The 12,190-nt window shown below is 62.8% G+C and carries 8 protein-coding genes and 2 pseudogenes; 3 read left to right on the top strand and 7 right to left on the bottom strand.

Annotation, left to right across the window (positions count from 1 at the left end; translation table 11 throughout):
* Positions 1-16: 16 nt before the first annotated feature.
* Positions 17-741, bottom strand: a pseudogene (locus ACFFNA_RS02980) (gamma-glutamylcyclotransferase).
* Between the two features lie 171 nt (positions 742-912).
* Here ACFFNA_RS02980 and ACFFNA_RS02985 point away from each other — a divergent pair.
* A complete protein-coding gene (locus ACFFNA_RS02985) occupies positions 913-1,689 on the top strand; it encodes a VOC family protein (RefSeq protein WP_378915465.1) in 777 nt (258 codons plus the stop codon).
* Positions 1,690-1,769: 80 nt separating this feature from the next.
* Here the strand turns inward: ACFFNA_RS02985 and ACFFNA_RS02990 are convergent, their stop codons facing one another.
* Positions 1,770-2,258 carry a hypothetical protein gene (locus ACFFNA_RS02990; RefSeq protein WP_378915467.1) on the bottom strand — a complete coding sequence of 163 codons (489 nt, stop codon included), beginning with the start codon at positions 2,256-2,258 and terminating at the stop codon, positions 1,770-1,772.
* A 200-nt stretch (positions 2,259-2,458) separates the two neighbouring features.
* On the opposite strand from ACFFNA_RS02990, the gene ACFFNA_RS02995 reads away from it, so the two are divergent.
* Positions 2,459-2,851 carry a DoxX family protein gene (locus ACFFNA_RS02995; RefSeq protein WP_378915469.1) on the top strand — a complete coding sequence of 131 codons (393 nt, stop codon included), beginning with the start codon at positions 2,459-2,461 and terminating at the stop codon, positions 2,849-2,851.
* Positions 2,852-2,872: 21 nt separating this feature from the next.
* Here ACFFNA_RS02995 and ACFFNA_RS03000 read toward each other — a convergent pair.
* Positions 2,873-5,297, bottom strand: a pseudogene (locus ACFFNA_RS03000) (GcvT family protein).
* Positions 5,298-5,354: 57 nt separating this feature from the next.
* Positions 5,355-6,893, bottom strand: a complete 1,539-nt coding sequence (locus ACFFNA_RS03005; protein ID WP_378915471.1) for a trimethylamine methyltransferase family protein — start codon at positions 6,891-6,893, stop codon at positions 5,355-5,357.
* A 216-nt stretch (positions 6,894-7,109) separates the two neighbouring features.
* Here ACFFNA_RS03005 and ACFFNA_RS03010 point away from each other — a divergent pair, with 216 nt between their 5' ends.
* Complete coding sequence (locus ACFFNA_RS03010; RefSeq protein ID WP_111543590.1) at positions 7,110-7,700, top strand: transglycosylase SLT domain-containing protein; 591 nt, start codon at positions 7,110-7,112, stop codon at positions 7,698-7,700.
* Positions 7,701-7,732: 32 nt separating this feature from the next.
* Here ACFFNA_RS03010 and ACFFNA_RS03015 read toward each other — a convergent pair whose 3' ends face one another.
* From ACFFNA_RS03015 to ACFFNA_RS03025, 3 genes are all read right to left on the bottom strand, one after another.
* The gene (locus ACFFNA_RS03015; protein ID WP_378915473.1) at positions 7,733-9,913 is read right to left on the bottom strand and encodes a dipeptide ABC transporter ATP-binding protein; all 2,181 of its coding nucleotides are present in this window, start codon (positions 9,911-9,913) and stop codon (positions 7,733-7,735) included.
* Between the two features lie 62 nt (positions 9,914-9,975).
* Positions 9,976-11,133, bottom strand: coding sequence for an ABC transporter permease (locus ACFFNA_RS03020; protein WP_111543588.1), 1,158 nt, complete (start codon positions 11,131-11,133; stop codon positions 9,976-9,978).
* Between the two features lie 12 nt (positions 11,134-11,145).
* Positions 11,146-12,180, bottom strand: a complete 1,035-nt coding sequence (locus ACFFNA_RS03025) for an ABC transporter permease (RefSeq protein WP_111543587.1) — start codon at positions 12,178-12,180, stop codon at positions 11,146-11,148.
* Positions 12,181-12,190: the final 10 nt, after the last annotated feature.

Raw genomic sequence — 12,190 nt, forward strand, 5'->3', positions numbered from 1 at the left:
GATTTTTATACTCATGTTATGGCGTTTGCAGTGCGAGCGAATGGCTGGGCTCGACAGCACGGCCATGGACAGCCCGTATCTCGTCTGCAACCAGCTCCTGCAACCGCCACAGATTGCGGTCGTGATGCCGAACGCTTCGAGATGACTGACAGTGTTGTAGAGATATTCGGCGCCGGACCCGATATGCCCGCAGGCTCTGGCCAGCACGCTCGCCACCCTGTCCAGAGGCTGGTTCAGCGACGTTCCCCTGCCCCTCACGCCGACCCAGAAGCCAAGCGCGCGCAGCGACCCTTGTGCCGTATGCACCGGCAGCCATCTGACCGTGTCGATACTTTCATGGTCGCTGATCTCGCGCCGCAGCAGCCTTTCGATCTGGGCCGGTTTTTCGCCTTCAGGCAATCGATAGATCACGCCGTTGCATCGTCCACCCCGTTCGAGCGCCATCATCAGCCCCGGCTGCTCGGCGCTGCCGCGCCAACGCACCATGTCGAGGCAGAAGGAGCGGTGCCAGCCGAAGGCCGTGGCGAGCTGTTGCTCGACCGACTCGAACTCCGGCTTCCAGATCAGCGACCCGTAGGCGAACACCCATAGCGGCCCGTCGTCGGCTTCGTCAGACAGCCGCAAGGCAAGGGTCCGGAAATCCTCGTCGTTCAACTCCGTCCAGCTCGGGTCCGGGCCGGGATCGGCCTCCTCCCGATGGCACAGTGCGACAAGCTCAGGCGTAAGCGACATCCGGCGCATGAACGACAACCCCTCTCCACCGCAGAGAAATCGAAAACGCTGGGCGCGCAACCCGGGAACGCTTGTCATGGATCGACATTATTGTCTGGGCGGTTGTCGGATTTTCGTCGTGAAGATCGTCCTAGGATGGATCGACCGACGATCGATGCATAACCGGTGAGGAGACCGACCATGCCAAAATCCCCGATGCCCTTCTTCTGGTACGAATTGATGACCACAGACCTCGACGCCGCCGAGGCGTTCTACACCAAGGTGGTCGGCTGGACGGCGCAGCCTTTCGACAAGGCCCCCGGCATGCCGCGCTATATCGTCATGAATGTCGGCGAGCGTGGCGTCGGCGGGCTGATGACAATACCCGAGGACGCGGCCAAGATGGGTATGCCGCCCGCCTGGCTCGGCTACATCCATACAAAAGATGTCGATGCCTCAACGGCATCGCTGGAGAAAGTCGGCGGTGCTGTTCACCGCCAGCCCGACGACATTCCGGGCGTCGGCCGCTTTGCGGTCGTCGCCGATCCACAGGGCGCCACGTTCATGTTCCTGCAGCCGAACGGCCCGGACCAGCCCATCGTGCCGGCCAGCACGTCAGGCCATATCGGCTGGCATGAGCTTTACACATCGGATTGGAAGGCCGCGTTCGATTTCTATTCCGACCAGTTCGGCTGGGCCAATGCCGGCGATTTCGACATGGGCCCGATGGGCACCTACCAGACCTTCACGGCCGGCCCCGAATCCGGCGGCGGCATCATGAACAAGCCGCAGCAGATCCCGGTGCCGGTCTGGCAGTTCTATTTCAACGTCACCGGGATCGACGCGGCCGCAAAACGCGTCACCGACAGTGGCGGCAAGATCCTGATGGGGCCGATGGAAGTTCCCGGAGGCAGCTGGATCGTGCAATGCCAGGATCCGCAAGGCGCGCATTTCGCCTTGATGGCGCCGGTGCGCTGACGGCAATAAAAACCGGTGGCACGAAGCGACGGCCTTTCATCGACCCCCGATGAAAGGCCGCACTCCTCTGCCTGGCGGTCTTATTCCGGCGTCAGCACCGCGACCTTCAGCTCGGCCTTTTTCGCGCCACTGAACTGGACGGTGGCCGGGCCGGCCGCGAGCTTGAAGCGCACGCTCTTGCGGATGCCAGGGCAGGTTTTCACGCCGCTATAGCCCACCGACTTGATGGCGTGGCCGTCCTGAATGACATCGATCCAGGCCTCGCCTGACAGACTTATCTGAATGCCCCCCTCGGTCGGCACCTCCACGCTGGCGACGGCACCGAACGTGCCCGATGCGGGGGCATGTTCGGGCGGCAGCGTAAAACCGGCTTTCTCTGCCGGCACCAGTGCCAGATCCGCAGCAGCACCCACCGCGAGCGTCGCTCCAGACGGCGTTGCGGGCGCTGCGGCAAACAGCGCCTGTTCCCGCGTCACCGGCCATTTGAAGGCCTCGCAGCCGGCATCCTCGGCCATGGCGAAGCTGGTCCCTGCAAGGATTGCGAATAGGCTGATGAAGACTTTTTTCATAACAAAGGAACCCACATGTTTAGAATGCCCACACTAATACAACCATAGAGATACGAATGCAACCCTGACGAGAACAATATGAAAGGTCAAACTGGGGAACATTTCCAATCACCGATTGTTGATGGCATGCCATGGGAAGTGAATGGTCCATTGCTGGTCGATAATTTATGGCCGGTCCGGAAGCTAAAATGGAGCCATTTATGAAGCTTTTCGAGAGCCTTGCCAGATACCAGCCGCAGGCGCTCGGCGTGCTGCGCATCATGACCGCGCTGCAGTTCATCGAGCACGGCAGCCAGAAATTGTTCAATTTTCCCATCAGCGACCAACCCCATGCGCTCACCGGGCTGACACTCACTGCTGCAATTCTCGAATTCGCCGGCGGCATCCTGCTGGCGCTGGGCCTGTTCACTCGCCCGGTCGCGTTCCTTCTGGCCGGCGAGATGGCGATCGCCTATTTCATGGCGCACATGCCGCGCAACTTCTTCCCGGTCAACAATGGCGGCGATTTGGCGATCTCGTTCTGCTTCATCTTCCTCTATCTGGTGTTTGCCGGCGCCGGTGCTTTTGCGCTGGACAACCGGCGCAGCGCCTGACGCCCTGAGAGGGATGCGTGCTCAAGCGCGCATCCGCTCGAAATTGGCATCGAAGCGGCGCCGCCTGCATGCGCGCTGCATGACGCTTGCCCAAGAGCTCGATCTCGAAGCCGTCGCTCTCGTCGGCGATCTCCTTCGGCACATAGCCGACGGCGACGGATTTCTTCGAATGATGCGCGTAGCCGCCCGAAGTCACCCAGCCGCGCACGGCGCCGTCGAACCAGATCGGCTCGTCGCCGATGACATCGGCGTCGTCGGCATCGAGGATGAAGGCACGCAGGCGCAGCTTGCCGCCCTGCTTGCGCTCGGCGAGTGCCGCGGCCTTGCCGATGAAATCCGCATCCTTGCTGTAAGCAACGAAGCGGTCGAGCCCGGCTTCCAGCGGCCCGTAGATCGGCCGGTATTCGCGCGCCCATGAGCCGTAAGTCTTTTCCAGCCGCAGCGCGTTGAGCGCGCGCGAACCGAACAGGCCGATGCCGAATTCCTCGCCGGTCGCCATCAGGGCCTGGAATGCGGCGCGCTGATACTCCGGCGCCACCCACATCTCGTAGCCGAGATCGCCGGTGTAGCTGACACGGCCGACCAGGCACGGCGCCATGCCGATATCCATCCTGCCTATGGCCATGAACGGAACCGCGGCATTCGACACGTCTGCGCGCGTGGCTTTTGCCAGCATATCACGCGCCTTCGGCCCGGCGATCGACAGGCCGGTCAGCTTGGCGCCCAGCGCCTCGATACGGACCGAACCGTCGCCAGGCAGGTGCTTCTCGAACCAGCGCATATGGTACTGCTCGGCGATGCCGGAGCCGGCGAGGAACCAGCCCTCACTGCCGAGATTGGCGAGCGTGAAGTCGCCGATCAGCTTGCCGTCTTCCTTCAGCATCGGCGCCAGCGTCATGCGGCCGGGCTTCGGCAGCTTGCAGGCAAGCATCCGGTCGAGCCAGGCAGCCGCCCCCTCGCCCGTCACCTTGTATTTGGCGAAGCTCGAAATCTCGGACAGCCCGACACCGTCGCGAACGGTCGCGACCTCCCTGGCGATCTGGGTGAAGTCGCTCGAGCGGCGCCACGAGAACTCGTCCTTGACGCCTTCGGGCGCATACCACAGCGGCACTTCCAGCCCATAGGCGACGCCCCATTGCGCGCCCTTGGCCGATAGCAGATCATAGACCGGCGTCGTCTTCAGCGGCCGCCCGGCGGGCAACTCCTCATTGGGGAAGCGGATCGAAAAGCGCCTGGAATAATTCTCGCGCACCTTGGCGTTGGTGTAGGCCATCGTCGCCCAGTCGCCATAGCGCGCGACATCCATCGCCCAGATGTCGGCGCCGGGATCGCCCTCGATCATCCAGTTGGACAGCGCTAGGCCGACGCCGCCGCCTTGGCTGAAGCCGGCCATGACGCCGCAGGCGACCCAGAAGCCCGGCAGGCCGCGCACCGGCCCGACCAGCGGGTTGCCGTCCGGCGCGAAGGTGAAGGGTCCGTTGATGATCTGCTTGATGCCGGTGTTCTGGAAGGCTGGGAAATGCCGGAACCCGACCTCCAGCGACGGCGCGATGCGATCGATGTCCGGTGCCAGCAATTCATGGCCGAAATTCCATGGCGTCTGGAACTCGGACCACGGCTTGTTGGCCTTCTCATAGGTGCCCATCAGCATGCCGCCACGCTCCTGGCGCAGATAGAGCTCACCATCGAAGTCGACCGCGTGGATGATCTCCGTGCCGGTCTTCTGGTTCCAGGCGGCGACCTCCGGCATGTCCTCGGTGATCAGGTACATGTGCTCCATCGCCAGCACCGGCAGTTCGAGGCCGACCATGCGGCCGACCTCGCGCGCCCACAGGCCGCCGGCGTTGACGACATGCTCAGCTACCACCTCGCCCTTGTTGGTGATGACGCGCCACATCCCGTCGGCACGGCGTACGATGTCTTCGACCTTGGTGAAGCGCTCGACCTCGGCGCCGAGTTTGCGTGCGGCCTTGGCATAGGCATGGGTCACCCCGGACGGATCGAGATGGCCGTCCTCCTTGTTTCTGACAGCGCCGACGAACTGCTTGGGATCGAGCAGCGGCATCAGTTCGGCCGCCTCGCTGGGCGAGATCTCCTCAAGCTCGATGCCGAGATAGCGGCCCTTGGCGACGACCCCGCGCAGCCAGTCCAGCCGCGCCTCGGTCGCCGCGAGAAGCACGCCACCAGTCAGATGCACGCCGGTCGCCTGGCCGGAAAGCTCCTCGATCTCCTTGTAGAGGTTGATGGTGTATTTCTGCAGCTTGGCGACATTGGGATCGCCATTGATCGTGTGCATGCCGCCGGCCGCGTGCCAGGTCGAGCCCGACGTCAACTCGTCGCGCTCCAGAAGCACGACGTCGGTCCAACCGTGGCGGGCCAGATGGAACAGCACGGAGCACCCGACGACGCCACCGCCAATGACCACGACCTTTGCATGCGATTTCATGGATTATTCTCTGATATCAGTGAGCTGGATGGGTGAGATGAACCGAAATGGGAGGCATCACGGCTCGCCCTGCCCGATCGTTTCCTTGCGCTTGGCCATGTAGGCCTCCAGCGCCTCGCGCACGGCAATATCCATTACCGGCTCGACGTAATCCTCAAGCGCCTTCTTCCACAGCCGCGTCGCGCGCGCAGTGGCGTCAAGCCCACCGGCCTCTTGCCAGGCTTCGTAATTCTGCCAGTTTGACAGCATTGGCTGGTAGAACGCGGTGGCGTAGCGCTCGAGTGTGTGCGGCTCGCCGAAGAAATGGCCACCAGTCGGCACCGCGCCCAGCGCCTCGACGGCAAGCTCGGCCTCGTTGACCTCGATCGGGCGCAGGAACTCCATCATGTGCTGGATCATCTCGACATCGATGATGAGTTTTTCGAACGATGCCGTCAGCCCGCCCTCCTGCCAGCCGGCGGCGTGGTAGACGAGATTGCCATGGCCGAGCACGGCGCCCCACAGCGCCATCAGCGTCTCATAGGCGCCTTGCGCATCGGCGGCGTTGGAGGCCGAACCTGGCGTCGTGCGGTAGGGCAGATTATAGCGCCGCGCCAGTTGCCCCGACGCGATGTTGGCCTTGGTATTCTCCGGCGTGCCGAAGGCCGGCGCCCCCGACTTCATGTCGACATTGGAGGTGAAGGCGCCATACATGACCGGCGCGCCGGGCCGCACCAGCTGCGTCAGCACCACGCCAAACAGCGCCTCGGCATTCTGCTGCGCCAGCGCGCCAGCCAGCGTCACCGGGCTCATCGCCCCCATCAGCGTGAACGGCGTCACCGCCACCGACTGACCGAACTCGGCCATGGTCATCAGCCCCTCGGCCATCATCTCGTCGAAGCGACGCGGCGAGTTGACCGAGATGATGGTGGTGATCCCGGGATCGTCGCGCATCTGGTCCAGCGTCAGCCCGCGCGCGATCGCCATCATCTCGATGCCGTCCAGCGCCCTGCCCCGGCCGATCGCCGAGACATGGAAACTCTTGTCGGTCAGCGTCAGATTGGTGAAGTAGGTGTCGAGATGACGGGAATTCGCCGGCAGCTCCACCGGCGCGCAGACCTGGTTGCCGAGCATGTGGATGCAGTTGAAATGCTGCGCCAGCCGGGTGAGATCCCCGTAGTCGCGCAGATTGCCGGCGCGGCGGCCGCGCTCCATGTCATGCACATTGGGCGGCCCGGCGACGAGGGTGAAATTGATGGTGTTGCCGCCGAGATGGACGGCGTTGGCCGGGTTGCGCGGCGTCAGCGTATAATTGGACTGGGTGGTCTTCAGCGCCTCGGTGACCAGGCCGCGATCGATGCGGACATTCGCTAAGGCATGATCGACCGTGGCGCCGGCCTTCTCGAACAGCGACAGCGCCCGCGGGCTCATCACCTCGATGCCGAAATTCTCCAAGATGTGCATCGACGCCTGATGGATCTGCTCGATCTGGTCGGGCGAGAGCATTGCCATCGGCGGATAGGGATTGGTCACGCGCCTGAGCGGCAATTGCGGGATGGCTGACGGCCCCCTGTTGCTGGTGCGCTCGGCGCCGCGCTTGCGTCTTGGTTCGTTCATGCCTGATATCAAAGCCCCGGCAAACCTGGCAAGCTGTCAGAAATACGCCGTTTGCGGGCGTGATTTTAGCCACGGCGGCATTTCTACAATATCTGTTTAGAAAAAGCGACGAAATGCGTCGAATTATTGGTACAGGATTCCTCAAGCGAATGCGCCGATGAAGCGTTAACGGACGCAGCAAGATTCCTTTTATGTTTTCGGTCTATTGCTCCTCCAATGCGTAGTTCGAGTTTTAGTAAAATTGGTGCGGTTTGCGTGCTGCTGGCGCTTTCGGCCTGCGCGACTGCGCCCAGTCACATCAACAATGTCTGCGCCGTCTTCGACCAGAACGACGGCTGGTTCGACAACTGGCAGTCGGCCGCCGAGCGCACGCAGCAGAAATACGGCGTGCCGGTTCCCGTGCTGATGGCGACGGTGCGCAAGGAATCCGGCTTCAAGAGCAACGCCCGGCCGCCACGCACCAAGCTGCTCGGCTTCATTCCGTGGAAACATGTCTCGTCGGCCACCGGCTTCTCACAGGCGCTGGACGGCACCTGGTCGCAATATCAGAGGGAGACCGGCAACTGGGCGGCGCGGCGGACCAAATTTGCCGACGCCGTCGATTTCGTCGGCTGGTATCATTCCAAGACAGCAGACACATATGGCGTCGCCCGCAACGACACCTACAATCTCTATCTCGCCTACTATCTCGGCTGGACCGCCTATGGCCGCGGCAACCGCGGCGATGCCGGCGTGCAGGGCTATGCGCGGGCCACCGAAAAGATGGCGCGGGATTATGCGCAGCAGCTGAGCCAATGCGGCAGCTGATCACGCCGCTGCGCTGACTCCGGCTGCGCCCGTCAGTTCGGCTTTTTGCCGCGTGGAGGCTTGGGCGTGGACGCCCCCGGAACAGGCGGCGCGTCTTCCGGCACGCCCTCATGCGCGGCATGCTCCTTATCGAACTTGATCACCGGCTCCATCTTGGCCAGCACGTCGTCGGCCAGCCAGCACAGGCTCATATGGCCGTCGCCGAGATGCTTGACCGGCGGCACCTTGGTCTCGCACAGATTGTCCGGCACCAGCTTCTTGTAGCCGCAGCGGGTCTGGAACGGACAGCCCGATGGCGGGTTCATCGCCGATGGAATGTCGCCCTCCAGCACAATGTGCCGCTTCACCACGCTGGTGTCGGCAATCGGGATCGCCGACAGCAGCGCCTCGGTATAGGGGTGATAGGGTGGTGCGAAGATCTGGTCGGTCGTGCCCTGCTCGACGATATAGCCGAGATACATGACGACGACGCGATCGGCGATGTAGCGCACGACGGACAGGTCGTGGCTGATGAACAGCATCGTCGTCTTGTTCTTGCGCTGGATATCCATCAAGAGTTCGGTCACCGCCGCCTGCACCGACACGTCGAGCGCCGAGACCGGCTCGTCGGCCACCACCACCTTGGCGTCGCCGGCAAAGGCGCGCGCCACGCCGATGCGCTGCTTCTGGCCGCCGGACAACTGGCGCGGTTTGCGGGTCTCGAACGCCCGCGGCAGCTTCACCAGGTCGAGCAGTTCCAGCATGCGCTTGCGGCGGTCGGCGACCGTCTTGCCGACATTGAATTTCTCCAGCGTGCGGATGATCTGCGAACCGACCGAATGGCTGGGATTGAGCGTGTCGAACGGGTTCTGGAACACCATCTGGATCGACGACACGGTTTCGACGCTGCGGCTCTCGATGCCGGTCGACTGGATTTCCTTGTTGCCCAGCGTCACAGTGCCGGCACTTGCCGTCTCCAGCCCGAGCAGCACCTTGGCCAGCGTCGACTTTCCACAGCCGGATTCGCCGACGATGGCGACCGTCTCGGATTCGCGCGCCATGAACGAGATCGTCTCGTTGGCCTTGACGACGCGGCCTTCGCTCGAGCCGAACACCTCGCTGCCGCCGACCTTGTAGTATTTTCTCAGATCCTCGATCTTGAGCACCGGCGCGCCGGGCACCACGCGCTCATTGACCTTCTTGGCGCCAGGCGGCAGCGCCTCCCAGTCGATCTCGTTGAAGCGCACGCAGCGCGAGAAATGGCCTTCGTGGCCCGCGACCTCGATCATCGGGATTTCGGCGGCGTTGCAGACGCCCTCGACGAAATGGTGGCAGCGCGGGCCGAAATTGCAGCCCTTCGGCCGCTCATGCGGCAGCGGCAATTGCCCTGGGATGGAGATCAGTGGCCGCGAGTTCTTGTCGGCGCCGGGCAGCGGGATCGAGCGGAACAGCCCTTGCGTGTAGGGATGGCGCATCCGGTCGAACACGTCCTTGATCTTGCCGGTCTCCACCGCCTCGCCCGAATACATCACCGTGATGCGGTCGCAGGTCTCCAGGATCAGGCCGAGATTGTGCGACACGAAGATCATCGATGTGCCGAACTTCTCGCCGAGCCCCTTGACCAGGTCGACGATGCCCGCCTCCACCGTCACGTCGAGCGCCGTCGTCGGCTCGTCGAGCAAAAGCAGCGCCGGCTTCGACAGCAGCGCCATGGCAATGACGATGCGCTGCTGCTGGCCGCCGGAGAGCTGATGCGGATAGGATCGCATTATGCGCTCGGGATCGGGCAGCTTGACCGAGCGCACCATTTCGAGCGCGCGTTTATAGGCCTCTTCCTTCGACACCTTGTCGTGGATCAGCGGCACTTCCATCAACTGCTGGCCGACCTTCATCGCCGGATTGAGGCTCGCCATTGGCTCCTGGTAGATCATGGCGATCTTGTTACCGCGGATGGCGCGCAGCTCCTCGTCGGAGAGCTCGCCCATGTCCTTGCCCTGGAATTTGATCCTGCCGCCGACGATCTTTCCGATGTTGGAGAGGTCGCGCATGATGCCGAGCGACACGGTCGACTTGCCGCAGCCGGATTCGCCGACGATGCCCATCGCCTCGCCCGGCATGACCGTGCAGGAAAAATCCATGACGGCCGGGATCTCGCCCTTGCGGGTAAAGAAGGAGATCGACAGGTTCTCGATCTCGATGATCGGCTCTGCGGGATTTCGAACTGCCTCATTCATGGGTCGCTCCAATCCTTGGTTTTTCAGGCACGTGCTATTTCGCGTCGGGTCGAAACCCCAGATCAGTCTTTCATCGATTGTTCGCGCAGCGAGTCGGCCAGCAGGTTCAAGCCCAGCACGAACGACATCAGTGCGATAGTCGGCGGCAGCGCCGGGTGGATGAAGGAGCGCAGCAGCCGGCTGGCATCCTTGATCGCAGTGCCCCAGTCCGGGCTTTCCGGCGCCAGGCCGAGGCCGAAATAGCCGAGCGTGCCGAGCAGGATGGTGGTGTAGCCGATGCGCAGGCAGGCATCGACGATCAGCGGCCCGCGCGCATTGGGCAGGATCTCCCACAGCATGATGTACCAGGGCGATTCACCGCGCGTCTGCGCCGCCGCCACATAGTCACGCGTCTTGATGTCCATCACTAGGCCGCGCACGATGCGGAACACACCGGGGCTGGAGGCGAACACCACCGCCACGAAGATGTTGAGCTGGTTGGGGTCGATGTGCACGATCTTCAGCGGGTCTTTGTCGAATACGAGGCCAAGGTAAATCCAACCGCCGACGATCAAGGTGATGCCGAGCAGGATGTAGAGCCGGTCGGGTCGGTTCTTGTAGCGCGTCCAGAACAGCACGCTGAAGAAGATGATCGGGAACAGGAAGAACACGCCGGCCATGCCATAGGGGATCGGCGTGTCCATGATGCCCGGCGTCACCAGCAGGTAGAACAACAGGATCACCGGGAACGCCAGCACCAGATTGGCCAGGAACGACAGCACCGTGTCGATCTTGCCGCCGTAGTAGCCCGCGGGCAGGCCGAGCGTGATACCGACCATCAGCGCGAAACCCGTCGCGGCAGGCGCAATGATCAGCACGATCTGGCTGCCATAGACCATGCGCGAAAACACGTCGCGCGCCAGCTTGTCGCCGCCGAAGAGATAGGTCAGCCCCGATTGCGGCTCGATAGCGCCCGGCAGCACGTCCTTCATGATGGGGACCTGGGCCAACGGATCAAAAGGCGAGATGCTCGCGGCGAAGATCGCCGTGAACAGCCAGAACAGGCAGATGCCGACACCGACGATACCGACACCGCTGTCGAACAGCTGGCCGTAGAGCGCCAGCTTCTTCTTGTAGGCGAAGCTCGCTCCCATGACGATGAGGAGCGCGATCCAGACCGGCCAGAAGCGCGACAGCACTTCGAGAACGACGGTGAAGGCACTGATGTATTGGACCGGCATCCGCTTCGCCCCCTACTGAACTCTGATACGCGGATTGAGAAACGCGTAGCCGACATCGGAAATGAGCTGCGTGATCAAGACGATGAACACCGAAACCAGCGAGCAGCCGAGCAAAAGGTCGATGTCGTTGTTGCCGGCCGCCTCGACCAGCGTGTAGCCGAAGCCCTGGTAGCGAAACATCACCTCGACGATGACGACGCCGGTGAGCAGCCAGGGAAACTGCAGCATGATGACGGTGAACGGCGCGATCAGCGCATTGCGCAGCGCGTGCTTCACCACCACGCTACCGAAGGAGAGACCCTTCAATCGGGCGGTCCGGATATATTGCTGCGTCATCACCTCGACCATCGAAGCGCGCGTCATGCGGGCGATGTAGCCGATGCCGTAGATCGCCAGCGTCATCACCGGCAGCGTGAAATTGTAGAAGGTGATGCCCTGGCTGGCCGAAGCCGCCGAGCCGTTCAGCCAGCCAAGCCAGGAGGCGAAGATGACGGTGAAGATGACGCCCGACACATATTCGGGTGTCGCCGTCGAGGCGATCGAGGCCACCGAAAGCACGCGGTCGGTTCGCGACCCTTCGCGCATGCCGGCCAGAATGCCGATCAGCAGCGAGATCGGCACCATGACCGCCAGCACCCAGAACATCAGGATGCCGGTGGCGCTAAGCGCAGGAAACAGCTTTGACGCCACTGCCGTCTTGAACTTGGTCGAGCAGCCGAAATCGCCTTGCAGGACGCCGGAGAATGTCGGCACGACCGGATCGTTGCAGAAGGAGAAGCGCTGTACGGGCTTCCCCGTCGCCGGGTCGGTCACCGGCTGCTTGGGCATCACGCCGAGCCACTGGCCGTAGCGGACGAAGAAATTCTGGCGGTAGCCGTGTTCCGCCAGCCAACTTTCGAGCTGCTCGGCGGATGTATGCATTTCGGTCTGGCTGATCGCCAGCTTCTTCAAATTTGGATCGAGGTTGATCAGGAAGAAGACGATGATCGTCAGGCACAGCATCGTCAATGCCATGGTGCCCAAGCGCCTGATAACGAACGAAAGCATGGCGGTCCCC

Origin of the sequence: Mesorhizobium kowhaii (assembly GCF_042431665.1) — a bacterium.
In the GTDB taxonomy this organism is placed as follows: domain Bacteria; phylum Pseudomonadota; class Alphaproteobacteria; order Rhizobiales; family Rhizobiaceae; genus Mesorhizobium; species Mesorhizobium kowhaii.

Coding starts and splice junctions, on each gene's coding strand:
- ACFFNA_RS02985 (WP_378915465.1), top strand. CDS start 913: ATGCCAAAATCCCCGATGCCCTTCTTCTGGTACGAATTGATGACCACA.
- ACFFNA_RS02990 (WP_378915467.1), bottom strand. CDS start 2,258: ATGAAAAAAGTCTTCATCAGCCTATTCGCAATCCTTGCAGGGACCAGC.
- ACFFNA_RS03005 (WP_378915471.1), bottom strand. CDS start 6,893: ATGAACGAACCAAGACGCAAGCGCGGCGCCGAGCGCACCAGCAACAGG.
- ACFFNA_RS02995 (WP_378915469.1), top strand. CDS start 2,459: ATGAAGCTTTTCGAGAGCCTTGCCAGATACCAGCCGCAGGCGCTCGGC.
- ACFFNA_RS03020 (WP_111543588.1), bottom strand. CDS start 11,133: ATGCCGGTCCAATACATCAGTGCCTTCACCGTCGTTCTCGAAGTGCTG.
- ACFFNA_RS03015 (WP_378915473.1), bottom strand. CDS start 9,913: ATGAATGAGGCAGTTCGAAATCCCGCAGAGCCGATCATCGAGATCGAG.
- ACFFNA_RS03010 (WP_111543590.1), top strand. CDS start 7,110: ATGCGTAGTTCGAGTTTTAGTAAAATTGGTGCGGTTTGCGTGCTGCTG.
- ACFFNA_RS03025 (WP_111543587.1), bottom strand. CDS start 12,180: ATGCTTTCGTTCGTTATCAGGCGCTTGGGCACCATGGCATTGACGATG.